The organism is Deinococcus sp. Arct2-2, assembly GCF_004801315.1.
Classification (GTDB): domain Bacteria; phylum Deinococcota; class Deinococci; order Deinococcales; family Deinococcaceae; genus Deinococcus.
In genome coordinates this window covers 92,639-116,781 of record NZ_SSNW01000008.1, presented here as the reverse complement: position 1 = coordinate 116,781, position 24,143 = coordinate 92,639, and the positions used below count along the sequence as shown (strand labels likewise).

General features: G+C 60.7%; 20 protein-coding genes and 1 pseudogene. 9 read left to right on the top strand and 12 right to left on the bottom strand.

Annotated features, from left to right (window positions below; all coding sequences use genetic code 11):
- Positions 1-73: 73 nt before the first annotated feature.
- From E7T06_RS05880 to E7T06_RS05865, 3 genes are all read right to left on the bottom strand, one after another.
- Positions 74-328, bottom strand: coding sequence for a hypothetical protein (locus tag E7T06_RS05880; protein WP_136364893.1), 255 nt, complete (start codon positions 326-328; stop codon positions 74-76).
- Between the two features lie 161 nt (positions 329-489).
- Positions 490-1,356 (bottom strand): aldo/keto reductase, encoded by an 867-nt coding sequence (locus E7T06_RS05870; RefSeq protein WP_205750829.1) that lies wholly within the window; start codon positions 1,354-1,356, stop codon positions 490-492.
- 436 nt (positions 1,357-1,792) lie between these two features.
- A complete protein-coding gene (locus E7T06_RS05865) occupies positions 1,793-2,605 on the bottom strand; it encodes a hypothetical protein (protein WP_136364892.1) in 813 nt (270 codons plus the stop codon).
- A 1,506-nt stretch (positions 2,606-4,111) separates the two neighbouring features.
- Between E7T06_RS05865 and E7T06_RS05860 the strand changes: the two genes are divergently transcribed.
- From E7T06_RS05860 to E7T06_RS22180, 3 genes are all read left to right on the top strand, one after another.
- Complete coding sequence (locus E7T06_RS05860) at positions 4,112-5,500, top strand: amidase (RefSeq protein ID WP_136364891.1); 1,389 nt, start codon at positions 4,112-4,114, stop codon at positions 5,498-5,500.
- 80 nt (positions 5,501-5,580) lie between these two features.
- The gene (locus E7T06_RS22055; protein WP_276605558.1) at positions 5,581-5,895 is read left to right on the top strand and encodes an FAD-dependent monooxygenase; all 315 of its coding nucleotides are present in this window, start codon (positions 5,581-5,583) and stop codon (positions 5,893-5,895) included.
- Positions 5,786-6,523 carry an FAD-dependent monooxygenase gene (locus tag E7T06_RS22180; RefSeq protein ID WP_136364905.1) on the top strand — a complete coding sequence of 246 codons (738 nt, stop codon included), beginning with the start codon at positions 5,786-5,788 and terminating at the stop codon, positions 6,521-6,523. Before E7T06_RS22055 ends, E7T06_RS22180 begins: the two co-directional genes overlap by 110 nt.
- 6 nt (positions 6,524-6,529) lie before the next feature.
- Here the strand turns inward: E7T06_RS22180 and E7T06_RS05845 are convergent, their stop codons facing one another.
- From E7T06_RS05845 to E7T06_RS05840, 3 genes are all read right to left on the bottom strand, one after another.
- Positions 6,530-6,880, bottom strand: a complete 351-nt coding sequence (locus E7T06_RS05845; protein WP_136364889.1) for a hypothetical protein — start codon at positions 6,878-6,880, stop codon at positions 6,530-6,532.
- 326 nt (positions 6,881-7,206) lie between these two features.
- Positions 7,207-7,377 carry a hypothetical protein gene (locus E7T06_RS21145; protein WP_168733392.1) on the bottom strand — a complete coding sequence of 57 codons (171 nt, stop codon included), beginning with the start codon at positions 7,375-7,377 and terminating at the stop codon, positions 7,207-7,209.
- A gap of 858 nt (positions 7,378-8,235) precedes the next feature.
- A complete protein-coding gene (locus tag E7T06_RS05840) occupies positions 8,236-8,685 on the bottom strand; it encodes a hypothetical protein (RefSeq protein WP_136364888.1) in 450 nt (149 codons plus the stop codon).
- A gap of 808 nt (positions 8,686-9,493) precedes the next feature.
- Between E7T06_RS05840 and E7T06_RS05835 the strand changes: the two genes are divergently transcribed.
- The 3 genes from E7T06_RS05835 (at position 9,494) to E7T06_RS05825 (ending at position 11,229) form a co-directional block, all read left to right on the top strand.
- Positions 9,494-9,877, top strand: coding sequence for a hypothetical protein (locus tag E7T06_RS05835; RefSeq protein ID WP_136364887.1), 384 nt, complete (start codon positions 9,494-9,496; stop codon positions 9,875-9,877).
- A gap of 878 nt (positions 9,878-10,755) precedes the next feature.
- Positions 10,756-10,950, top strand: coding sequence for a hypothetical protein (locus E7T06_RS05830; protein ID WP_136364886.1), 195 nt, complete (start codon positions 10,756-10,758; stop codon positions 10,948-10,950).
- 60 nt (positions 10,951-11,010) lie between these two features.
- Complete coding sequence (locus E7T06_RS05825) at positions 11,011-11,229, top strand: hypothetical protein (RefSeq protein ID WP_136364885.1); 219 nt, start codon at positions 11,011-11,013, stop codon at positions 11,227-11,229.
- A gap of 894 nt (positions 11,230-12,123) precedes the next feature.
- Here E7T06_RS05825 and E7T06_RS05820 read toward each other — a convergent pair.
- A complete protein-coding gene (locus E7T06_RS05820) occupies positions 12,124-12,651 on the bottom strand; it encodes a CIA30 family protein (protein WP_136364884.1) in 528 nt (175 codons plus the stop codon).
- Between the two features lie 260 nt (positions 12,652-12,911).
- On the opposite strand from E7T06_RS05820, the gene E7T06_RS05815 reads away from it, so the two are divergent.
- Positions 12,912-13,964, top strand: coding sequence for an NAD(P)-dependent alcohol dehydrogenase (locus E7T06_RS05815; protein WP_136364883.1), 1,053 nt, complete (start codon positions 12,912-12,914; stop codon positions 13,962-13,964).
- Positions 13,965-14,013: 49 nt separating this feature from the next.
- Here the strand turns inward: E7T06_RS05815 and E7T06_RS05810 are convergent, their stop codons facing one another.
- Positions 14,014-14,862 carry a site-specific integrase gene (locus tag E7T06_RS05810; RefSeq protein WP_136364882.1) on the bottom strand — a complete coding sequence of 283 codons (849 nt, stop codon included), beginning with the start codon at positions 14,860-14,862 and terminating at the stop codon, positions 14,014-14,016.
- A 54-nt stretch (positions 14,863-14,916) separates the two neighbouring features.
- On the opposite strand from E7T06_RS05810, the gene E7T06_RS05805 reads away from it, so the two are divergent.
- Positions 14,917-15,438 carry an ATP-binding protein gene (locus tag E7T06_RS05805; RefSeq protein WP_136364881.1) on the top strand — a complete coding sequence of 174 codons (522 nt, stop codon included), beginning with the start codon at positions 14,917-14,919 and terminating at the stop codon, positions 15,436-15,438.
- A gap of 89 nt (positions 15,439-15,527) precedes the next feature.
- Positions 15,528-16,082: pseudogene (locus E7T06_RS05800) on the top strand (IS982 family transposase); the annotation flags it as partial.
- 456 nt (positions 16,083-16,538) lie between these two features.
- On the opposite strand, the gene E7T06_RS05795 reads toward E7T06_RS05800, so the two are convergent.
- The 4 genes from E7T06_RS05795 to E7T06_RS05780 all read right to left on the bottom strand — a co-directional run bounded on the left by E7T06_RS05795 (position 16,539) and on the right by E7T06_RS05780 (position 24,081).
- Positions 16,539-16,991, bottom strand: a complete 453-nt coding sequence (locus E7T06_RS05795) for a lysozyme inhibitor LprI family protein (protein WP_136364880.1) — start codon at positions 16,989-16,991, stop codon at positions 16,539-16,541.
- Between the two features lie 61 nt (positions 16,992-17,052).
- Complete coding sequence (locus tag E7T06_RS05790) at positions 17,053-18,846, bottom strand: ATP-binding protein (protein ID WP_136364879.1); 1,794 nt, start codon at positions 18,844-18,846, stop codon at positions 17,053-17,055.
- 114 nt (positions 18,847-18,960) lie between these two features.
- Positions 18,961-21,357, bottom strand: a complete 2,397-nt coding sequence (locus tag E7T06_RS05785) for a phosphoketolase family protein (protein WP_136364878.1) — start codon at positions 21,355-21,357, stop codon at positions 18,961-18,963.
- Between the two features lie 465 nt (positions 21,358-21,822).
- Positions 21,823-24,081, bottom strand: coding sequence for a glycerophosphodiester phosphodiesterase family protein (locus E7T06_RS05780; protein ID WP_136364877.1), 2,259 nt, complete (start codon positions 24,079-24,081; stop codon positions 21,823-21,825).
- Positions 24,082-24,143: the final 62 nt, after the last annotated feature.

The following is a 24,143-nucleotide window of genomic DNA, read 5'->3' as shown; positions in this document are numbered from 1 at the left end:
CCTACCTCATGGGCCTTCGTTGCTGGCGCCATTTTTCCCTGCTTGGAAACTCTTGGTTGACATACAGACACTTTCACGAGGGCCTTGAAAAAGTTCGGCTGACACGCGAGAACAGGACGCGTCCCCCGATGTCCTCGCCAAGTTGACCCGCTGCTTCACCGCGCACTTTCCAGAGTTCCGCAAGAATCAGGTCGAGTTGCTCTCCCTCATGGTCCTCGCTCTCCTTGGGGGAAAGGACGTTCGGCATGCTGAACTCGCGGCGCGCTTCCCCGGAAGCGCGCACACCGCCTCCGTCATCCGCCGCGTGGAGCGCTTCTTTGACCGTCATCCCATCCAACCGGCCGACGTCGCCCGGGTCGTCTTGACGCTCCTTCCCGCCGCGCAGCCACGCGAATTCATCCTCGACCGGACGAACTGGAAGTACGGGCAGACAGACGTGAACGTCTTGCTGCTGGCCGTCATCTGGCGGGGCATTGCCATCCCCCTGCTCTACGAGCTGCTGCCCACGTCCGGTTCCTGCGCGAGCAGCCAGGCCAGGGCCGTCTGTGCGGGCGTCAGGCCCACATGCGAGGCGAGGTGGGCCAGTCCACGGCGCAGGGCCAGGTTGTGCGGCGCGTGGGTTCCCGTCAGGCGAGGCACCTCCCGCCGCCAGTCGTCTGCCGGCAGCTCATCAGCACAGTCAAAGCGTCCGGCGAGAAAGCCCCGACCCAGCGGGCTGTACGCCACAAAACCCACACCGAGTTCCCGGCAGGTGGGGAGAATCTCGGCTTCAACATGCCGTTCGAACAGAGAATACTCGGTCTGAAGGGCACTGATGGGAAAGGTGGCGTGCGCACGGCGCAGCGTGGTCGGGGACGCCTCGCTCAACCCCAGAAAGCGGACTTTTCCTTCCTGCACGAGTTCACCCATGGCGCCGACGGTCTCTTCAATGGGGACCGCTGGATCAGGCCGGTGCAGGTAGTAGAGGTCGATGGTGTCCACACCCAGGCGATGCAGGCTGGCCTCGCAGGCGGCGCGGACATAGGCAGGGCGTCCGTCGAGGCGTCTTCTATCCGCACGGGCGTCCAGGGTGTGTCCGAATTTGGTGGCGAGAACTGCCGCGGCGCGCCGTCCACGCAGGGCGCGCCCCACAAGGGCCTCGTTGTCGCCATGTTCGCGGTAGACGTCGGCCGTGTCGATCAGCGTGATGCCCAGATCGAGGGCACGCTGGATGGTGGCGATGGACGTGCGGTCATCTGCAGAACCGTAAAAGGCGCTCATACCCATGCACCCCAGGCCAAGGGCACTGACCTGCAAGCCCTCAAGCCCAAGGGCACGAAGGGGCACGGCACCAGAAGGAACGTGGAAGTCATCCATAACGTTCAGGCTGTCAGGGGACGCGGGCAAGATCCGGGTACAGGTCAGGTCGGTAAACTCCGCCGTGACCGACCTTTCAGGACGCAGCGGCGCACCGGCCAGCAGCTCTGAACCGTCCCTGAGTTCAACGGCCGCGAAGCCAGGCGAGTTCTCAAGGCTCCTCCCGTGTCCAACCTCTGTGCTTGTCCTCGCTGCATGCCACTCCAGCGGCTGAGTGGGCGCTGGGAACGGTGGGAACCACAGGTCGTGGGTCGACAGCCTGCTGGAGGACACTCACGAGGAATTGATCCATGAACTGGGGCGTGCCGGGCAGCCTGAACCGGGCCACCACAGTCGCCGAGACTTCGCCGTTCGGGTTGCGCGTGCGGGCCAAAGCCTTCTACGGGGCAGTGGGTCCACCTTGCAGATAGGCGACGCAGGCGCCCCCAGCTGGATCTCACCGCTCGCCGTCAACGCGAGGGTCAGGTGTCCCCCCATCCCGCTCCACACCCCGGCTCTGCCGAGCGGCGGAGGTACTGCCCGCGGCCAGAAGCCCCGGATGGTGCTGGTCATACGCCACCGCGCTGTTGACACTGCCGCACACAGGGTCTTCATTAGGCGAATCCCCTGGGCATTCGGTGGGCCAGTGCACGTCGTACGTGACGCCCTGGCACTTCCCCACCACAGCGGTCGCCAGTGGGTGCAGGCCAATGTCCACGCCCGCCACGGCGCGACCAGCCGGCTGCGCCCGGCGCCGGGGCCGAGAAAAAGAGAGCACGAGGAACCACTCCGCACCCTGCTGGACCAACCGGGTGCGGTCACGCAACCAGGTGGTCGGGGTCCAGATGTCATCCACCAGGCCCACACCGTTGACCAGCGCACGGCCCTGCTCCACCGCGGCACGCACCCGTTCCCACCAGATGGCCTCGCGTTCAGGCGTCATGGGTGCCAGCAGGGCCGTCAGCAACCCATGGGCATCTGGACACTGCCGGTAGACCTCGTAAGACGCTGTGAGCAGCGTCGTGTACTCCTGTTCGGGGAGGCGGTGGCACTCGCTGTAAATCAGTAGGGTGCCCAATTGCAGCAGGTGGTCATGCACGACGATCTGGTCCGTCAGCAACGGCCAGGCTGGCTGGTAGACCTGACCCTGACCCATGACTTGCAAATCCTCGTCGGTGGGTTGCAGATCGCCCTGCACAACCGCCTGAAGAAGCTGCGGGTAGGCCTGTCGGTTGATGCGAATGACGTGGTGGGTGGGTGGTGTATGCATTCTCCGTCTCCTGGCTGCGGGGAGTGAACTTTCTTTCCCCTCTCAGCACAGGAGGGGTTTGCTCTACCCAGGTGTCCCTTTTTCTTGCCTCACAGGCGAACTGCGCCCCGTGGGTTCAGTCATACGGCACCTTCCGGCTGTGGGAAGAAGTTCGCCATCACTCGCGCCTGCTGCACGCAGGCCGCTGGCACCCTGCAAAGCACGGAGAGAGGACGGCCTCAGGCACTGCAGGGTTGCGCGCAGCGCGCTTTCTCCGCACTGCTTCCTGGTGGGTGTAGTTCTCCACGACTGGCTGCTCGTGGGAAATGGGTACCAGCACTCTGCCTGAGATGGCCCAAAGCGCTTGCCACGGTCCATGATGGGCTACTGCTCGCGGTGGGTTTAGGCTCGTGGCATGACGCATGGTGGGTTGAGCGGTGCAGTGAGCCGCCCGTGGCCCTCGCCTGTGCGGAAGCGGCCCGTGGTGCGGGTGGAGGTGCATGGGAACCAGGGCACAGAAGGACGGCTGGGGCGTGGTTTCAAGGAAAGACGTGATTCTTCCAGGAGCGGAGGGGGCAACGAGACGAACATTCTGCACGGACAGGCTGCCGAGCGAAGTTGTAGGTCATTCAAAGTTTCGTCGACCCGTGTGGTGGGCAGCACAGGGCGTGCACGAAGGCCTCCGGGCGACCTGTGGCCCCAGAAGATGAGAATCATTCAAAGTTTCGTCTACCCGTGTGGTGGGCAGCACTAGCCGTGCAGGAAGGCCTCCGGGCGACCTGTGGCCCCAGAAGATGAGAATCAGTCGCGACGCGCCGACGTGGCGTCGCCGAGTGCTCCAATTTGTGTGCACAAGCCAGGTCTAGTACGCGCCGACCACGCATCACCGCCCGCTCCAGCGCCGTCCCAGGGCAGGCAGACCCAGCACTGCCCGAGGTGGCGTGAGCGTTCTTCGCCGGGACAACCCGCGCAACCCGCTGCCGGTTGTGCTTTGGGTGAGTCGCGCCTTCCGCCGATTGGCACCCGGTAGGTGCACGCACCGCCGATGCTACTCGCGGTGGGTTCACGGCACGCGGATGGCGACAGCTATGGGGACGCCTCCCGTACGCCCCGCGGGCCAGCACAGGTAGCTCTCCTCATGACGGTCTTTCAGGCACCCGGGGCAGTGGCTTGAGTGCGTCAAAGCTCATGCGCCGCCCACCAGTCCCAGTTGGAACGTAAAGGCAAATGCATGCGCGGTACGCTGGTATGCAGCGAGCGGCCGATCCTCGGTCTCGGGATCGGCCGGACTGACGCCGCTTAGTGATACCGGTGTCAGTCCGGGGTGCTCGTCTGGACGGAGTCTGTCGCGGGGCACCCCTCACGCTCCACGGGTGCCCCGCTTGAAGAGCGACAACGCGCAGCGTTGAGAGTCGTGGAGTGAGCGAGACCACCCCTGTGACCTTCCGCCCTTCCAAAAAGTACCGTACGATATTCACAGCCCGCGGCTGACCGCCCGCCCTGTCTTGCTGCTCGTAGGAGGTTCTGATGACCGCTTCCGTTCTGAGCCCGTTTGCCTCCGCCCGTCAGATGCTTCAAGCTCTTGAGCAGCGCGACCTCTCCGCCGCCGAACTCTTGGAGCTGCATCTAGACCGCATCAAGCGCCTGAACCCCGCCCTGAATGCGGTCGTGACTCTCGATGTCGAGCAGGCCCAGCACACCGCCCGGCAGGCCGACGACGCAAGAGCACGCGGCGTGACCCGGCCGCTGCTGGGCTTGCCGTTCACCGTCAAGGACGTCCTCGAAACGGCGGGGGTTCGCACCACGGCCGGGTTCCCGCCCCTGTCGGAATACGTGCCCACCACAGACGCACCCTCCGTGGCCCGGTTGAAGGCGGCCGGCGGCGTGCTGCTCGGCAAAACCAATACACCGACCCTGGCCGCGGGAGCCGAGCCGGACAATCCCATCTTCGGGCCCACCCACAATCCTTGGAACCGCCAGTACTCCCCCGGTGGCTCGTCCGGCGGCGAGGCCGCCGCCATCGCGGCTGGACTGAGTCCCTTGGGTCTGGGCAGCGACGCGGGCGGTTCTGTGCGGATTCCCGCCCACTTTTGTGGAATCTTTGCCCTGAAACCCACTGAACACCGGATCCCCACCAGTGGTCACATTCCTGAACTCCCCGGCCTGCCCCGTGGCCTGCGGCACCTGGCGACGTTGGGGCCACTCGCCCGGAGCGTGGACGATCTGGCCCTCGCCCTCTCGGTGCTGGCCGGGCCAGATGGTCGGCAGTGGGAGGTGCCCCCTGTGCCGGTAGATCTGGTGCCCACCCTGGAAGCGGCCCAGCTGCGGGTGGCGTGGACGGAAGACCTCGGCTTGCCGACCGACGACGACACAAAAGCCGCCCTCGTCGATCTGGCCTTGACCCTGACCCCAGATATGGCGGTGCAGCACGGGTCGCCCGCCGAGTGGAGTGTGGCGGAGGCCAACGAGGTCGGGATGAGTCTGTTCAATGCAGAAGTGCCCCGGTCTCCCGAGGCCCAGCCTGGAGAGCGTGAAGTGACCATGCGCCAGTACATTGCCCTGCTGGACCGGCGAGACCGCTTGATCGGCAGACTGGAAACGTGGTTCGACGCGTTTGATGTGCTGATCTGTCCGGTGGTGGGCACGCCCGCGTGGACACACCGCACGCCGGGAACGCCGGTGCTGCTGGAGGGGCAGGAGTATCCGTACTGGCAGACGGCCATGGCGCACTGCATGCCGTTTAATCTCACGGGGAACCCAGTCGTCGTGGTGCCCCTGACCCGATCCAAGGCAGGCCTGCCCATCGGCGTGCAACTGGTGGGCAGACGCTGGGGAGAGGCGCGGTTGTTGGCCGTGGCCCGGCTGGTGTCTGAACGGGTGGGCCCCTTCTGTCCGCCTCCAAGCTTGACGTCTTGAACGGGGCTCAAATCGGGGGGGTTGCCAGTTACCGCTGTGGCAAGCGAATGTCCCAGACACCTGCCGCCTGTCAGTCGAGGGTGGCCAAAGAGCCCTCCTGTGCTCGAGAACGCACCCTTCAGCCGCAGGGCGGGCAGGTCCAGGTCAATCTCGAACACCCCTCCGGCCAGACCGAGACGCTGAACGTCCCCTGGCTCGTCGGCTGTGACGGCGCCCACAGCTTTGTTCGCAAGGCCGTCGGTCTGCCGTTTGAGGGCGAGCAGTTCGGGGAAGTGTTCAACCTCGCTGACGTCGACCCGCACAACGCGCCACCCGGAGCGAGGCGGAACATCCTGTTGTCCCTCACGCCCGACCGGCCACTGTTCGTCGCGCCGCTCGGCCGCCACATTCGATGACGTCTGCACCTGGTGGCGTGTCCGCGCCCACCATTCCAGCGTCCGCACCGTCACGCTCGACAACCCGGAGTGTCTGTCCCGCTTCACCATTCACCAGCAGGTCGTGCCGACGCTGCGCGTAGGCCGTGTCTTCCTCGCCGGAGACGCCGCGCACATCCTCAGTTCAGTCGGCGCGCAAGGCATGAACACCGGCATCCAGGACGCGGTGAACCTCGGATGGAAGCGGGCGCTCGTCGTGCAAGGCCAGGCTCATCAGACGTTGCTCGACACATACGCTGCTGAACGGCTCCCGGTCGCCCGCGCGGTGTTGCGTACCACGTCCGCCTTGACCAAGGCCATAACGCTCCGGTCGCGTCCGCTGCTCGCCATACGCAACCGTGTCATGTCGATGTTGATCGGTACGCCCGCCATGCAGGATCGGTTGCTACACCTGGCGGCGAGCCTGGGGGTGACCTACCGCGCGACCCACCGGGGATCATCTCTAAGTCCGTTTGCGCCTTCGCGACTTGGAGAGCGCCTCCCGACGTGCAGCTTTCGAACAGTTGGCGCTCCGCTTATTCGACGCGCTATGTCACCCGGACTTCACGCTGCTGCTGTTCGGCCAGCAGAATCCCACGGCCCTGCTTGACCTTCATCAGCGGGTTCGTGGCCCTGCGCGGCTCATGACGGCCGCGACACACGAGACGCTCGCACAGGTGGCTGCTGGCCCGAGCTTGATCTTCGACCCCCGGAGGCGAACTGCACTGCTGGTTCGGCCCGATGGGTACGTCGCCGCGACATCAGGCGACTGAACCGATGCCCTGCGGGCGCTTGACGCGATCTTCTCTGTGAAGAACGTCAGTGGCAGCTCATTGGTGATCTTGCGTCCGTTGCCAATAGAGTCCAGCGCGAAATTGGTTTTAGCAAAGGTGGTGCCGGAGATGATGCGGAATGCGGGGTCACTGACAATGGTGCCGACGAGGTTCAGGTGAGCGATGCTTTTCATGGTGGGTCTCCTGGCAGGGTGCCGTCCCTCCGTGTCTCGAAGAGGGGCTGTCTTCCTGCCTCCTTCCCAGGAACCGCCGTCAGGCGGTCAAAGCTTTTTTCTGTGCCGGTGTTGCCCGTGATCTGGCAGAGCGGCGGAACATCTTTTGCTGAGGCGAGTGTTGAGGTGGGGGACGCAAATCACCCACTGCCTTTTTCTTCGTTCATCTCGCCGCCTGATGTGAGTGCTTCAGGAATTCAGAATTGGTTTTTCACGGGCATGAAAAATGAAAAGAGGAAGACCCCGTCTCCGGTTCACCCTCCCTCTTCAGTCTCCCAGTCGCCGTTTTAACGCCGTGCGCATCTTGCCGCGCTTGTCCCGCGAGTCTGCAAAGCGCCGTCCACGGTGCCGCTGAACACGAAGGCGTCACGGCCCGCTTTCAGTTCGCGCTGAATCTTGTAGCCGACGTCGCCGGAGGTGTGTCCGGACATCATCCCGCAGGTACAGGACGCGTTCATGTTGGCCGTCCAGGCTCACCGCCACGCAGAAGTCTTGATCCTGAACGAACAGCGTGTCGGAGGTGCGGACGGGGGGGCTTAATGGCTTTGTTCATGCGGCCCTCTGACCCCCGTCTGTTGGGGTGGAGGTGCTGCCTTTTTCAGCGGCCTCTCTGGTGGTGCGGCGGCGAATCGGGGCGAGTCGTGCCGCGTTTTTTGGGCCCAGGCGGTGCCGGAATTGTGGGGTTCAAAACGGGCGTTGGCGGGGGCTCAGGAGGGCACCGGGGAGAGGGGTGGTCCGCGGGGAGGGCCGGTGGGGCAGTTCTAATCTCTCACTGATTGAAGTATCTCGGAGTTCTTTCCGTAAGTCCTACCATTTGGGTGGGAGTCAAGACAGGGGATTCTTCCGTATGTCCTACTATGCCTTTTCGGGCATATTCGAGATATTTCCGTATGTCCTACTATGGCCTTTTTAGCAGTGTGGAGATTCTTCAGTATGTCCTAGTAGATTCTTCCGTATGTCTTACTAGACCCGGCGGTCAGTCAGCGCTCTTTGCAGCCAGCGTGGGGTACTTAAAGTCTAGCAGATTTGGTTCGTAAATGCTGGATTTTGTGGTCATCGTCCGCTTCTCTTGTGGTGGGTTGCACGGATTGAAATTCTGTTCAAGTCCAGCGTAATATTTGCGTTTTTTGATCACGATGACCGCTTGCATCCACTGAACTTTTACCAGAGTTCGGCAGGTTCAGGAGATACAAAACCGCCCCCTTTTGAGGGCGGTTGAGCGTGGCTGATCTGGAACCAGGCGCCTTCCAATTCGCCCTACTTCCACCATTCGGCCAGCAGGATTTCACGGTGCAATTGGTCACCGATTTCGCAGGTCAGGTTGCGTTTGCGAAGTGGGTTGGACACCCCCAGATGATCTCAGTAAACCCTCTGTCCTGAAAGGTTGAGATCTTCTTTCCCACCACCCACATGGCGTAGGTTCCGTTGTCAAATTCAATGGCGCGCTCTGCACCCTCCTGCTCAAAAATCACGGCGTCGGGTTCCTCATAGCGCAGTGTCCCGCGGTGCTCCGCTTTCCACACGTCTGTATTCGGTGCAATGTCCAACAGGTGGCGCATTCGCCCTGTGCCGCAGCGGTGCGCGAGGCGGTGATCGTCCAGATGCGACAGCCTTTTAATGAGGGTCAGGAACTCTACTTTGGTCTCGCTGGTGCGTTGAGACGGCGCGGTGCGCAGCAGCGTTTCGCGGCGGTAAATGTCCTGCAAATCTTCAGGAGTCAGGGCATAGAAACGCCTCAGGTACCCAGTGCCCAATGACGTCGTCACAGCCCACAGATTTCTAGGAAAAGAAAGTTTCTCAGTACTGGTTTGTTCTCATGCTTTTGGTCTGTATTCCAGGCAATGATTGTCTCCAAGTAAGGTGTCTCTGCTGCCAGTTTTCATCTCCTTTGTCCTAGATTTTGACGATCATCGGCCTCCCTAAAATCTTGGATATCGGAGAGTCCCAGAGGGCATGTTTTGTTCAGAGAATGCAGCATTCGGACAAATGTAGGTCGCTGCTTTTCATCTGTCAGCGCTGCGCATTCAGTACCGAAATTTACTCTGATTCGGGAAGTGTGCACTGGCAAATTTCGACTGCGTACGAACCACTGTTCGGGAATAGAGACTGATCAAGACGCGTTTCAGTCACCCCGCTTTCTGCGCCCTGGTGATTGTCGTTTCGGATGATTTTACATGTTGATTTGTTGAGAATTTCAGTGCGAGGGAGCGTCGAAAAATGCTCGTTTCTTGTGATGGAGCAGGGGCAACTGAGCTACTTTGTGCTGAGAAAGTGCAGTTGATTTCTTCCACGAACTGCATCTTTTTTTGGCTGCCTGGTAGCTGTTTCAATGGTTCTGTTGTGCTGTGGATAGCCTGAGTCAACCCGTGAACTGTGTCCCGTATTTTTCGTCTGAAGTCCAGCTTTTCGGATGTAAAATTGAGGTGTCATTTCACAAAAAACAGCGGAGGTTCGGCTGCACATACAGCTCTTTTTCTGGTGTTTTGCATTCGTGCAAACAGTCTTCCTGTGCCTGCAACAATTGCTCTTGTTGCACGGTGATGCATCCCCGTTTTCGCGTTAACTTTTGGCGTTTTGACGTGGAAACTGAGACCTGCTCTGCTGAGAAAATGCGGCAGCTTTTCACTAAAACTCTTGCTTTTGATGCTCCGTATCTGTCTGGATCCCCTTTCGATGCGTTGTACAATTGCGGCCAATTTACTGGTGATCAACCTTCGTTTCTTGGATCAAATTTTCCTCTGGGTGTACTCTTTTTGGGTTCTCCAAGTTGGTGTCAATGGCCTCGCTCAGATTGACTCTCCACCTGAATTTTTTCAATCGATAGCCCGCGAACTTACGCTTTCTCTTGCGAAAAGGCGTATTAGTTCGTTCATCGGCGGCAGTGCATGTTGGCGCACTGTTTCACCAAACCATACTTCTGTTGCGGTTGATGGAAGCTTCCAATTTGGCTGTCATTGATTCCCAGTTTTCGTCAGACCACAGTGTGACAATCGAGCCTTCCTTCCCCAGAAAAGTGCGGCGGAGCTCTCAAAAATTCTTGTTCTCTGCAGCTCCTGTCAGGTCGAAGAATACTGCCTTGTGTTGAACAGTTGTGCTCAGTTGACGGCTGGAGACGCACGGCCATCTCTCTGTCCCGGCTGTTCCCTGGTTGTTCATCTTTTTAGGGATTGCAGACGTTTGGGTGTCTGAATGATTCTGGTTTTTCTGAGATTTTCTTTCTGGGGATCAGGGCAATTCTGAAGTGCCATTGCTGCTGGATTGACGGCGTTCCCCAGTCCTTTAGCTGCCTGCACTGTGCTGAAACTTGATTCTGAGGGGGCAGTTTTCTTAAGAATCAGGACGCCTTCCTGGTGAGACAGAAGCAGACGTGCTTGGTTGGGGTTCTGGTCGTTTACTTCGTTCTATGTTTCCTCCCGGCTGCTGACATTTTTGGGGTGTTCCGTAGATCAGATCCGTTGGTCTTCTGGGCGGCGCCGACCTGACATGGCCACTTGAGCCGACGAACAACTCTCTGGCAAAAAGAATCCCCCAGTCCAATCAGGCTGCGGGGAAAAGGTGGGGGTTCTGGGAAGCTGACTGCGTTTCCATGGTCAGTCTGTCGCTCTGCATCAGTAGGGATCCGCCCTGCCCATCAGACCAAATACTCCTCCAGGTAGGGGGATTGGCTCTAGAGGAGCGTGGGAGACCTAACCTCGGGCCCTTCCTTCCCGAACGTCAGCGGACTACCAGTATTGATAGCGGTTAAAGTCTGATTGGACGCTGGTGATCACTGCATCTGCTCGACAGATGCAGAAGGTCTTCTGAGATTCAGAGGTGCGGCCGCCGGCGTCAAGGCCGTGCTGATCGACGCTCACTTCTACAGCAATTCCCGGGCGGCCAGCGGTCTGGCCATTCTGGTCACTGGCCTGGCCCTGCTGCTGCCGGCGGTTCGTGCGCCGCGCCCTGGATCCAGCGAGGGCAAGGAGGGCTCCGAAGGCGATCCCGGTGCCGCACTGGTGCCCCCGGCGCAGTGGGCACCTGCGAAACTTTAGCAAAACGGGTAGGCCAGACGCTTCACTGGACGGGACGCCCCTGAGGAGCGTCCCGTGCCCATGAACAACGTGAAGGCCGTGTCGATTGAACCAAAGCGGGGGAGAGGAACCCCCGGCCGCCACGGCTTCGTCCAGACACAGGCGTTCCAGACCTGGTTGACGGTCAAGGCAATCGAAGCCACACCACCGCACCCCTTCAGCAGCGATCCCGTTTTCGATCGACTACAGGGTGAAGAGGACGTCCCAGAGACAGCCTGCACCGAAACATATGAGCGCTGATCCGCGAGCGTCCGGTGCGAGGTCGCGTGGGCCACACACGTGATCTCCACGGCTTGATGCGACAACCCCGCTGCGTCCTCCATAACTTCAGGAGCGGAGCCGGTTGGGCGAGCGGCAGATCAACCCTGCGCAGGGACTTCCGGATCCGCACACCGAAATCATCAGGGTACACGGCGCTGCCCCCATGCGCGGACTCGCCACCACTCGCTGACAGCCTCTGGACACCACACGGCAAAGTCAGCCTGCCGCCGTGCGGCCAGTGGCCTGAACCGTCTGTGGCTCGCCTCAAGACTTTTCAGCCAGAACAGCGCAGCTCGGCAGAGATGCTCGCCTGTAGGCAATCCAGTCATCAGGTGCATGGACTCTCTCCAGCGCACACCTGATCGTTGGGGAACGGATGATGTCAAAAGAGGTCAAGGGCAAAATCCCTCAGGATCACTTCCCAGGGCCTTCTCGTCGCTCCTGTGAAGCTGGCTGATTTTTTGCGTACCAGACGGGCCAATTTTAGACACATTTTCGCTCTTTTCGAATTGTTCCAGTCTGTTCTGCACTGGACAGAAACCCATCCCAGCAGCCTTATCTACCCAAGTGTCGGGTGAGCCGGGAGACCAGTTAAGAAGCCCGTTTCGTACTAATACTGGTTAGTGCTAAACTTCGACACCAATCCATTCGCACTCTTCGCTTCTACACTCTGTTGACTGTTTTCCCCCTGAATGGTCAGCACTCGCGCTCACGCTTCGGTGTGATCTCTTGTCTCACCGGTGTTCATTCCGCCCAGTTCTGAACAGCGCTGGATTCGATAGGAAGTCTGGTTGAATGCCCATCTTTTGGCGCTTCACGCGTTACGGAGTGTGCGGCGGTGCAGTCCGAGAGTGTTCGAATGGAGCCCTACTCTCACTGTCCCTTGATCCAGTCCACTTCTAGGGCGAACCGTTCGGCGCGGTTGTTGCCGATAACGAGGCCAAAAAATATTATTTTGCTGGAATCGAGCGTCGGGCCTGCAACCCGTTCGCCAGAGCGCGTGGGGCGCAGAGAATTGAGCGGAATCGTAACTTCGATCCACCGCCCTGCTACAGTGTTGAATTCGTTGCGGTACGTGACGCCGTTGGAAGTGCTGGTGCCGAGTTGCAGGGCGTAGCGCTTGCCGTCTCCCTTGACCCGCAGCCTCAGGCTTGAAAACTGGCTCAGGTCAAAGCGGCTGGGGTTAGAACGGATTCCTGAAAACCCGCCGTTGTTTTCTAAGCGCACCTGACCCGTAAACTGAAGCACTCCGCCGCCAATCTGCACGCGACTGTTGGAGACGCCGCCCATCACTGTGTCGTTGCGGGCGTACCAAGCCGGCTCTCTGGATTGGAAGTCCAGCAACGTACCCGACAAAGCAGCGCTAGACAACAGCGCAACGGCGAGGGCAAGGCGTTTCATGGCTGGATCGTAGCCTGACTTGCCGCGTCACACCACAAGAAAACGGACAGTCGTCATGAACGGGTTTTGACCCCTGTATTCGGAGCTGTCTGCTCAGGGAAGGTCATCCTTTTCACGCGCTCACACCTCTATGGCCCGCAGTGACAGGAAACAAGTTGGGCACTGTTGTTTAAGTTTCTCCAGCGTTGGCTGTGCCATACTTCGTCTCGTTTCGCAACTCTCATTTCTCTCCACTGCCTCTCGGCAGCCATCATCAAGAGGTGTTTCCCTTGCCCACTGTCCATGCCTACGCTGCCCAAGACGCCCAGAGTCCACTGGCCCCCTTTCAGATCGAACGGCGTGAACTCCGGGCGCAGGACGTTCAAATCGAAATTTTGTACAGCGGCGTGTGTCACTCTGACATTCATCAGGCCCGCAGCGAGTGGGGGCCGAGCCTCTATCCGATGGTTCCTGGCCATGAAATCGTGGGCCGCGTGACCGCAGTGGGTGAGGGCGTCAGCCGTGTGCAGGTGGGTGATCTGGCGGGCGTAGGCGTGATGATCGACAGTTGCCAACACTGCGAGAGCTGCGCTGAAGGGCTGGAGCAGTACTGCGAAAATGGCCACACCACCACCTACAACTCGCGGGAAAAAGACACCGGCAACCTGACCTTCGGCGGGTACTCGACCTCTATCGTGGTCACGGAGAAGTTTGTGCTGCGTGTCCCCACGTCGCTGGCGCTGGAGGCCGTCGCTCCGCTGCTGTGTGCAGGCATTACGATGTACTCGCCCCTGAAGCATTGGAAGATTGGCCGAGGACACCGCGTAGCGGTTGTCGGGCTGGGCGGTTTGGGGCACATGGGCATCAAACTGGCCGCCGCACTTGGGGCCGACGTGACGCTGTTCACCACTTCACAGCGCAAGGCCGCAGACGCGCTCCGGTTGGGGGCACACCATGTGGTCATCAGCAGCGATCCAGACGCCATGAAAGCTGTTCGGGGCAGCTTCGACTTTATCCTCAGCACTGTGCCGACCAAGCATGACCTGAACCCCTACCTGCGTACCCTCACGCGTGACGGCCAACTGATTATCGTGGGAGCCATCGACCCAGTCGGTGTTCACGGCGGCCTGCTGATCTCACATCGCCGCAGTGTGGCGGGCAGCAACATCGGTGGCGTGGCCGAAACGCAGGAGATGCTCGACTTTTGCGGCGAGCACGGCATCGTGGCCGACATCGAACTGATTAAGATGCAGGACATCAATACTGCCTACGAACGCATGGTCAACAACGACGTGAAATACCGCTTCGTGATCGATATGGCCTCGTTGAAGTAATCGGCGGGGGTCAACCTGACGTGGGAAGACTGGGTTGCTGTGAAGCCCCTCAGTCTTCTTGCTCCTTTTGTTTAAGCTTGACAAGTGGGCGCAGAGATTCGTAACCCGCGAGGCCGAGGTAGGCTTGGGTTTCGAGCTGGGTTTGGAGGCCAAGCAACCGGATCCCAGCGGCGTTTCTGAGGGCTTGCCAAGCCTGATAGGGCACGTTGGCGCGGCGGCACAGACGGTAGAGCCGTTGGCGCAAGTCGGCAGGGTTCTGGATCTCGAACACTGGCCCTTGAGCTTGAAACAGAGCGGTGTGTCCGCGCAGGTGGCCCCACGATTGGAGGGCATCCAAGAGCAGTTCGCTGCCGGGAATAGAGCGGCCCCGAACAGTGAGGAGGCCGGAGTGCAATTGGACGTCTTCAAACTGGAGGCCGATGACTTCGGGGCCAGTAAGTCCAGCGTGGCCGCCGAGGAGCACGAGGGCGCGTTCTTCGGGGGTGGCGTGAGCCAGCAACCGTTGCACTTCGGCGGGCGTGTAGGCGCGGCGGTGGTCTTGCGGGCGGTTCAGCGGGCCAGTGGCGGTGGGCGTGCGAAAAGGATTACTGCTGAGCATGGCCTGCGCGATCAAGACATCGTAGAGGGTGCGAACTTGAGAGAGGCGGTTTTTGGCGGTGGCGGGGGAATAGGTCTGTGTCAGCCAATCGCGGTAGGCTGCAGCCTGCACTTCATCGGCAGCCAAGACACCGTGTCCTTGTTCCTGAAGCCAGCCGAAATAGATGCGGAGGCCACTGAGGACATTGATCTGGGTGGTGCTGCCGGGAGTGCCGGGTAAGGCGGGGACAAGCAAGTCGAGGGCGGCGGCAAAGTCCTGCTGTCCAAACAGGCGGCGTAACTGTGATTTAGATAGCAGCATATTTCAGTATATAGAAGACAGCGAGCGATTGGTAGCTATTATGGATAACCGCGAATAGAGGACACCAAACTGCTGCGCAGTTTGAGCGATGGGCAGTGGATCCAAGACAAGCGGGGCGTGATCATCACCGGCCCCACCGGGGTCGACAAAGCCTTCATTGGGTGCGCCCTCGCACACCAAGCCTGCCGACAAGGCCATACCGCCCAGTACGCACAAACCGGACGACTCTTACAAGAGCTGACCCTGGCCAAGGGCGATGGTCGCTACCTCAAATTGCTGGCGGGCTTGGCCCGGGTTCAGGTCTTGATCTTGGATGATTGGGGCTTGGATCTCCCGACGGCTGGGGGCCGCCGGATCTTGCTCGAGATTCTCGATGACCGTTACGAGCGGGCCTCGACCATCATCACCAGTCAATTCCCCACCACCGACTGGCACACCAACCTCGGCGATCCCACCTTAGCGGACGCGATCTTGGATCGCGTCCTGCATCACGCCTACCGCATTGAACTCAAAGGAGACGGTCTGAGAAAGAAACCCAGCCGCTTGACCGCCAAGACCCCTGAACTCCTAGAATGATCTCAGCTCGTGGTGAGCAGAAAACGAGCCCGATAGAGTGAGTTTGGGTGGCCCGATAAACTGAGCGCCGAGGGCCATCTTGGAGAGCGTACGCACCCTCTGAACCGCAAGCCCGAAACCGGCTCGCTCGATTAACCCCTGTCACCGAGCAGCCGGCGAGCGAAGTCCAGTGTCTGGACTTCGTCGCTGTGGATTCGGAGCCGCTTCCTGTCTCGACCTTCAAACGAGCGCCACGAAATTTACATCGTGGCGCTCGTTATGGATTCAGCACGGCTGGGCCGGTCTAGGGCTTCAGATCGCACGCTTGGAGTGCGCTGAACGGCAAGATCATTCAAGACGACATTCGTCCTGCGAATGAGCACGATTTCAGCGTGCTCTGCAAGGGTGTTTAGGGATTGGCCCGCCGTAAATGGGCCAATACAGATCGAAGATTAAGGCTACCAGTCGGGAACGTGCCTGAACGGGTCGATCCACGTTGGAAGCCGGAATACGGGGCAACCAGAAAATGTGTGGAGTCGGCGTTCTCGGTGCTTATAGGTGCAGGACTGCGCTGGGGTCAGGTCAAAACACACTTGAGCCTGCGATTAAAAGTGGCACTGACCGTCTTGGCGCACAACATGAAATTCACCGACCTCAACAGTTGATCCCCCACTTGTCAACCCCTATTTGCGGTAGATAGCATCGGCCAAGTCACCGAACCAGTGGGCTTCCAATGGGTGTAGGGCGGGCGCTGCAGCTCAGCTCTGGGCATTTGCTTCCCTTACTTCTGAGCCTGCTGTATTCCGCCCATCTCTGCCAGCTTCAGCTCACGCCAGAGCATGGCTTAACCGATGAATAGGGTGTAGGAAGAAAACGTAGCCAGCAAGAAAGGATTCACGAAATTACGATTTGGTTTGAATACAGCAGGCTTAAGAACCTTCTCAGTTGGAAGGATGTCAAGAGTTCTTTTGCGGTAGGCAATCAGGTATGACAAGGGTGCGGTAGTATCACAATCTATATACTGCATAGCGGATTTCAGGACTGAAGACTGTTCCCTGAATGTGGGACGAATAAAATCGCCCTCTCCCCTCTCTGCATCTTCAATTAATAGCAGGTTCGCCCTAGCGCAACAGACCGACACGACACCCAGAACTCGGACACTCCCGCAGCCGGTCATTGAGTTCGTTTGTGCGTGCCACCGTCATATCTGTTGCCCGGTCTACCGAGACATCGGTGAAGCTGTCCCGTGTCAGCACACTCGCCGTGTCGCGTCGCCGCATCCAAGCGCGCTGCGTCACCCGGAGCGTCTCTCTTGCGCCCTGCGGCAGTGCGGCGAGCAACTTGCCGTAGACAAGGTTCAGATCGCGGTCAGCCTGCGCGTACAACTTCTGATAGCAGTACACCGCGTCGAAATCGCTCAGAGTCCCGCCGCAGTTGTTCTGTGCGCCCCCTGTTCCCGATACCACTCGGGCACGCCATGCCAGCGCGCCCACCGCCAACGCCCTCATACTGACCTGATTGTCCGTAAGCGCATCATACGTGAATTCAGCGGCGAAGTGCAGTACAATTGCCAAATCTTAAGCAAGGAATTGGCCTTCATTGCTTTATAACGGACCAACAGATCCAGCCTCTGTCCTACGCTTTGGGCAACGTGAACGAGAACGTCGCGCCCTGATCCAGCATGCCTTCTGCGCTGACCGTGCCGCCATGCCGCATGATGACCCGGCGCACATTGGCTAGACCCACACCATTGCCCTCGAACTCTTCTTGACGGTGTAGCCGCTGAAAGACCCCAAACAATTTGTGGGTGTAGCGGGTATCAAAGCCCACGCCGTTGTCCCGCACAAACATGCGCCAGTCGTATGGACTTTCCTCGGCCCAGATCTCAAGGTGGGCAGGGTCGCGTGGGGCCGTGTACTTCAGGGCATTGGAAATGAGGTTCTCCATGACTTGACTGAGCAAGCCGGGGTCGGCCATCACCAGCGGCAGTGGGCCAACCGTCCAGTTCACCTGTCGGCCCACCACTTCAGGCTCAAGAACATCCCGAACACTGGCTACGATTGCTCCCAGATCCACGATCCCCAAATGGAGCGGCTGCTGAGACGTGCGGGACAGTCCTAGGATGGCGTCGATCAGGGTGGTCATGCGGCCCGCGGCCTGATCCATCACGCCCAAATAGCGCGCCGACTTCTCATCCAAGCGGTCGCCTAAGTTTCTCCGCAGCAGTTGAGCGAAACTGGTGACGTGGCGCACCGGCGTCCGCAGATCATGGGACACCGAATAGGCGAACGCCTCGAGTTCTTCATTGGCTGCGGCCAGTGCATCCCGTTGAGCACGCAACCGTTTGGCTTGTTCGGCCCGGTCTATGGCGAGGCCCAAACCGTGCAAAATGGTCTCAAGCACCATCTGGTCTATGGGCGTCCAGCGCCGCTGCACGAACAACGCGACCCGGAAACAGCCCACCGAAACCCCGTCTACCAGCAGCGGGAGAGTGGCCGCCGCGTGAACGTCCTGCACAGACTCCAGAGCGGTTTCTGTCTCAAGTGTATCGGCTTGCTGATACAGCGGTTGGCGCGACTCGAACGGCAGCCGCAAGGCTGGAGTGGCCTGAGGCAAGCCTGCGTCCATCCGCCGCTGCACGGTGGGGTCTTGGAACTGGCCCACTTGGGCTTTGAGACACCACTGCTCGCCCTCCAGCTCAAAAAAGGTGAACACGCCCGGCGACAGCAGCTCAGAGAGACTCTGCTGTGCCCGCCCAATCAGCGTGTACCGGTCGGCTTCTACCCGGAGGGCGCGGGACAACTGGGCCACCGCCTCTAGGGCACGGTTGCGGCTTTCGACTTCAGCCTTTTGCTGCTGGAGTTGCTGAGTGCGTTGCTCGACTTGGCCCTGCAAGTCGGCCATCAGGCGGGCACGTCCTAGAGCGATGCCGCACTGGGTACTGAGCGTTCGCAGAAAAAACCGTTCCTCCTGCGTGAAATGGTGCGGTTCCCGGAAATCCAATACGATCAGGCCGAGGGACTTCCAACTCTCGAACATGGGCAGCACGGCGGTCGCCACTGGCGGCGGCGCACCCACCCGTTGTTCGAGGTCGGGATAAGCCGCCATCAGGGCCTCTTGGTGCTCGAAGAAGAGGGCCTTTTGCTGCAGCAGCGCGTCGCCTGCAGGCACCGTGCCGTCCAGTGGGCCGTCTTTCCAGATGGTCGGCACACCGGGCACATACCCCCGGCTTTGCGCCAATTCGAGTCGGTCGCCGGCTGCATTCACCAACAACACGGCTCCGGTCATGGCGTCTACCGCCTCCAAAGCGGAGGTCAGCAGGACTTCAAAGACCCCGTGCACGGTGGTGGCCGCAGAGAGTGCATGGGTCACGTCCTGCAGGCGCTCGTTCAGTGAGAGGAGCGCAGGCGTGCTGGAGGGCAAGGACATGGTTCAGCTTAGTGCGCAGTTGAGCTAGATCACCGTGACCTGACCTGTGCACGGCCAATTGGACGGTGGTCTAAGGACTTTTGGTGGATCTGAACCGCATTCCGGGAGTCGGCATTATCCCAGTTCTTCAGCCTGCTCGCGGCCCCAACGCCAATTCTGAATTTCGGGCAAGTCTTCCCCTGTGGCTTCCACATGCGCCCGGTGTTGGGCCAACTTGCCGTGCAGCAAGCGTTTCACGGCTTCGGTAGCCTCGCCGCCCAACTGGGGCAAGCGGGCCACAGCGTCCAGCGCCAGATGAAACCGGTCGAGATCGTTGAGCACCACCATGTCGAAGGGCGTGGTGGTGGTGCCTTCTTCCTTGTACCCGCGCACATGCAGGTGGGCGTGTCCGGCGCGGCGGTAGGTCAGGCGGTGAATCAGCCATGGATAGCCGTGATAGGCAAAAATAATAGGGGCCGTGACCGTGAAGAGGCGGTCGAATTCGGCGTCCGGTAGGCCGTGCGGATGCTCCTGCTGCGGCTGCAACGTCATCAGGTCGACGACATTGATCACCCGGATGCTCAGCTCTGGAAAATGCTGGCGCAAGAGGTCGACGGCGGCTAACGTTTCTAGCGTGGGCACATCCCCCGCGCAGGCCATCACCAGATCAGGAGCCACGCCCGCCCGCTCGCTTCCGGCCCACTCCCAGATGCCCACGCCCACCGTGCAGTGCTGAACGGCCTCGGTCATGGTCAACCACTGCGGCGCAGGTTGCTTGCCCGCCACGATGACATTCACGTACTGGCGACTTCGCAGGCAATGATCGGCCACCGACAGCAGGGTGTTGGCGTCGGGCGGCAGATAGACGCGCACCACGTCGGCCTTCTTGTTCATGGCGTGATCGATGAAGCCGGGGTCTTGGTGCGAGAGACCGTTGTGGTCTTGCCGCCACACATGCGAGGTGAGCAGCAAGTTCAGCGACGCTACGTCCCGCCGCCACGAGATATGCCGCGACGTGTTCAGCCACTTGGCGTGCTGATTGAACATCGAGTCGATGATATGAATAAACGCCTCGTAGCACGAGAACAAGCCGTGCCGCCCAGACAGGGTGTAGCCCTCCAGCCAGCCTTCACAGAGGTGCTCGCTGAGGACTTCCATCACCCGGCCACTGGGAGCCAAATGTTCGTCGGTGGGCAGCAGCGGCTCCTCCCACGTTTTTGCCGTCACCTCGAACACGGCGTCTAGGCGGTTGGAGGCGGTTTCGTCTGGCCCGAACAGGCGGAAGGTGGTGGGATTGCCGCGCATCACGTCGCGCAGCCAAGTGCCCAGCACCCGCGTGGCCTCTCCGTCTACCGCACCCGGCTGAGGCACGGCCAGAGCGTAGTTCCGGAAGTCCGGCAAGGTGAGGTCTTGCAGCAGCACGCCGCCGTTGGCTACCGGATTGGCTCCCATACGCCGGTTTCCCTGTGGAGCCAGGACCGCCAGTTCAGGCCTCAAACGGCCCTCCTCGTCAAAGAGTTCGTGCGGGCGGTAGCTGAGGAGCCAGTCTTGCAGTTGCTGCAGGTGCGCCGCGCTGTGCCTGACCTCGGCCAGCGGCACCTGATGGGCACGCCAAGTCCCTTCCACGGGCTTGCCGTCCACCACTTTTGGCCCCGTCCAGCCTTTGGGCGAGCGCAGCACGATCATGGGCCACACCGGGCGCTGCGTGAAGCCTTCTTCCCGCGCCCGCCGCTGAATGCCTGCGATGTCGGCCTGAACCTGCTCCAGCGTGTCGGCCATCAGTTGGTGCATCAGGGCCGGATCGTCGCCTTCTACAAAGTACGGCGCGTGCCCGTAGCCGCGCAGCAGCGATTCCAGTTCTTCGCGGCTGAGGCGGGCCAAGAGGGTTGGATTGGCAATCTTGTAGCCGTTCAGGTGCAAAATCGGCAACACCGCACCGTCAGTCACTGGATTTAGGAACTTGTTGCTGTGCCAACTGGCCGCCAGTGGCCCCGTTTCGGCCTCACCGTCGCCAATGACGCAGGCCACCAACAGGTCAGGATGATCGAACGCCGCGCCGTAAGCGTGCGCGAGGCTGTAGCCCAGTTCGCCGCCCTCATGAACCGAACCGGGTGTTTCGGGGGCCGCGTGACTGGGAATCCCGCCGGGAAAGGAAAACTGCCGGAACAGCTTTCTGAGGCCGTCTTCTCCGGGGCCAATGTCGGGATACAACTCGCTGTAGCTGCCCTCTAGGTAGGTATTGGCTACCAAGCCGGGGCCGCCGTGACCGGGGCCAGCCACATACAGCACGCTCAGGTCATGCTGCCGGATCAGGCGGTTAAGGTGGACATAGATGAAATTCAGGCCCGGCGTGGTGCCCCAGTGGCCCAGCAGCCGCGCCTTGGTGTGTTCGGGACGCAGAGGTTCGCGCAGCAGCGGATTGGCCTGCAAATAAATCTGGCCCACCGACAGGTAGTTGGCGGCCCGCCAGTAGGCGTCGGTCAGGTGCAGGTCGGCAGGCGTCAGGGAAGAAACAGAATGGGCCTTGGTCACACGAACCTCCGGAACAACAGCGGTCAAGGGAGAGGCGAGCGTTCAGCCAAGCACTGCCCCGTCAGGTGAGGGTCTGCTGGCGGGGCAGTGGCGGGGCATCCAGAGGAGGAATGTCCACAGGTAGGCTGTCCAGAGGCGGCATACAAGGAGGTGGGTGCTGGTCTGTCCGTTATACCGCCTGCGCCTCAGCATTCACGCAACGAGGGTGGAAAAGACCAGATTCGTCTCTTCCACCCTCATGCCTCAGCAGCTCTTTTTTAATGGTTGCCCCTTGCTTGGCAACGGCTTGTGGACATCCAGCTTGTGCGCGAACCCCCCCGTTGCTCCGCAACGCCCCCTTAGAGGGGAGGACAAGAGCTCTTGCGCTCCCCTTAAGGGGGGCCGTCTGCACAGCAGACTGGGGGGTTCGCCCAGAACCGTCAAGTTTGGACGTTGCTCAGCGGGACAGGACTTAGTAGCCTCCTCTCAGCGGCGGCCCACGCCCGCAGCCAAGGTCAGCGGGGCGTCCAGTTTGAGCCAAATGAACTCGTTGTTGTCTTTGACCTGTGCGCCGCGCCCGCCCGTGCCGGGATAGTTGTTGTCGTTGGCGATCAGGAGCGTGTTGGCGTCCAGCACGATGATGTTTTCGATGGTCACGAAGGGGAAAGAGAACACGCCGCCCACCGTGCTGGGGGCCAGCGCTTGGGGGTCTTGGATGGTCAGCAGATCGGCCACCAGCGTCTTTTTGAGGGTACCGTCGGCGTTCTTATCCTTCAGGCTCACGCTGTACACCCGCTTGGTTTTGGCGGTGGGGCCGCTGCCGCTGTCGCGCTCCAGCACCAGCAACGTGTCGGCGTTTACGGGCGTGATGTCACCGATGGCGTTGGCGGGGTCTTCGAGAGTATAGCGGCCTGCCAAGCTCCACGCATTGCCCGCCAGAGCAACAGCGTGCAGACGCAACTGTCCGGGCACGTCGCCCAGCACGCTCTTTTCCAGTAGGGCGTAAGCGGTTTTGCCGTCTACCCCCAGCGTCAAGCCCTCGAAGCCGCCGCTGCTGCCCAAGTTTGCGCCGCTGAGCTGACCGGGCAGGGGTGCGCCGAGAGCAAAGGCCGGATTCTGAGGACTACGGACTTCGGCGGCGGTGTACTGGCCCACCACCCGCGCTCCGGTGGCGGGAAAATCGGTGAACAGGCCGTCTACGCCTGCCCGCAGAGCCTGCCGCATCTCGGCTTCGGGGTCGGCCACGTATTGAGGCAACAGGTAGGTGGGTTCGTTCCGGAATGTCCACGAATGCACCAGCAGTCCGGCGGCGTGTGCCCGCGTCACAAAATCGGTGGTTGCGCCCTTGTCGTCAATGATCCAGCGTTTGTACGCGCCCACGCCGCCCGCATAGGTGGCGAGGTCTTTGAGGGCCGCGTCGGTGGTCAGGGCGTCGTATTTGCGGGGATCGCCCTTGACCACCCAGTCGTAAGGCGCTTCGTCGGGGCTGCTGACCAACTGCACCAGCGGGATATTCAGGCCCGCTTTGGGCAACAGGTTGGCCTTCAGGTCGCGCAAGTTGGCCGTCTCGAACGACTGGATAAACACGCGGGCCGGGTCGGTGAAGCCTTCTTTTTTCAGCGTATCTACGAGCAGCTGAGAAGTGTTGACCTTGGCCACCGTTTCCATGTAGGTCGGGTGCTTGGTCTCCGGATAAATGCCGATCTTGCGGCCCGTTTTGGCCTCCACGTCCTTGACCAATGCGATCACTTCGGCCAACGTCGGCACTTCAAATTTGCCGTCGAAGGCCTTGCCGCGCAGTGCGGGCAACCGCTCCAGCGCCCGCATGGTTTTCAATTCGGCCAGCGTAAAATCCTCGACAAAATAACCGCGCACTTCTACACCGTCCAGCTTTTTGGTGGTCAGGCGGGCCGCAAATTCGGGATGGGCGGCCACATCCACCGTTGCCTCCAGCACTTTGCCCGCCGCGTCCACCACCGCGATCACAGGTTCATGGCGGGCCACCAGCACACCGTCTTTGGTGACCACCAGATCAGGCTCGACAAAATCTGCGCCCGACTCGATGGCTACCCGGTAAGACTCCAGCGTGTGTTCGGGCCGGGTGCCGCTGCTGCCCCGGTGCCCGATGACGATGGGAGCTTGGCCGCGCAGGGTGGGCAGGCCCGCCAGATTGGGGGTCACGGCAGGCGCGTCGAGCAACTTTCCATCGGCGCTGAAGTGCAGCAGGTACGGCCCGAACTCGTCACCGACCCACAGCGTTCCGTCTGGGGCAAAGAAAAACCCTTCGACATCAAAATCTGCGCCAGTCAGCAGACGCTCTGGGCTGGCCTCGTTCACGATCACCCACGGCACTTTTTTGTCTGGGTCACGCAGCGAAATGTGCGGGCCGACTTCGACGACGCCCTGTCCAGTGGGAGCCGTTTTGGCGCTCAATTTCAAGGAGTAGAGCCGCAGCAGAAAGTCGGCGCTGTTGGCCTTGCTGCCGTAGCCGTTGTCGCTCAGGAACCAATAGCTGCCGTTCGGCCCAAACTGCACGCCCGAAAATCCCTGCACGGGCTGGCCCTTAAAGCGGGCCTCACCGCGCAGGCCCGCACCGCTGAAGGCACCGCTTGCCGGGCCATCTGAAAACGTGTCGGCGGGCAGTTGGGCGTACCCCACCAACGTCGTTGCCTGCGCGGAGGTCAGGCCCAGCGCCAGCACAGCGGAGAGGAGGAGGGCCGACCGAGACAGTGATGTTCTAGGCATGGCCTGACATTCACAGGCCAACGTCAGGCCTAGGTCTGTGCCGTGTCAGTTGCGGGTCAGGT

What these genes read in the sequence shown, in the direction of transcription:
- E7T06_RS05845 (WP_136364889.1), bottom strand. Translation starts at nt 6,880, where the DNA reads ATGAAAAGCATCGCTCACCTGAACCTCGTCGGCACCATTGTCAGTGAC.
- E7T06_RS05790 (WP_136364879.1), bottom strand. Translation starts at nt 18,846, where the DNA reads ATGTCCTTGCCCTCCAGCACGCCTGCGCTCCTCTCACTGAACGAGCGC.
- E7T06_RS05870 (WP_205750829.1), bottom strand. Translation starts at nt 1,356, where the DNA reads ATGGATGACTTCCACGTTCCTTCTGGTGCCGTGCCCCTTCGTGCCCTT.
- E7T06_RS05865 (WP_136364892.1), bottom strand. Translation starts at nt 2,605, where the DNA reads ATGCATACACCACCCACCCACCACGTCATTCGCATCAACCGACAGGCC.
- E7T06_RS05860 (WP_136364891.1), top strand. Translation starts at nt 4,112, where the DNA reads ATGACCGCTTCCGTTCTGAGCCCGTTTGCCTCCGCCCGTCAGATGCTT.
- E7T06_RS05825 (WP_136364885.1), top strand. Translation starts at nt 11,011, where the DNA reads ATGAACAACGTGAAGGCCGTGTCGATTGAACCAAAGCGGGGGAGAGGA.
- E7T06_RS05810 (WP_136364882.1), bottom strand. Translation starts at nt 14,862, where the DNA reads ATGCTGCTATCTAAATCACAGTTACGCCGCCTGTTTGGACAGCAGGAC.
- E7T06_RS21145 (WP_168733392.1), bottom strand. Translation starts at nt 7,377, where the DNA reads ATGAACGCGTCCTGTACCTGCGGGATGATGTCCGGACACACCTCCGGC.
- E7T06_RS05820 (WP_136364884.1), bottom strand. Translation starts at nt 12,651, where the DNA reads ATGAAACGCCTTGCCCTCGCCGTTGCGCTGTTGTCTAGCGCTGCTTTG.
- E7T06_RS05880 (WP_136364893.1), bottom strand. Translation starts at nt 328, where the DNA reads ATGACGGTCAAAGAAGCGCTCCACGCGGCGGATGACGGAGGCGGTGTG.
- E7T06_RS05780 (WP_136364877.1), bottom strand. Translation starts at nt 24,081, where the DNA reads ATGCCTAGAACATCACTGTCTCGGTCGGCCCTCCTCCTCTCCGCTGTG.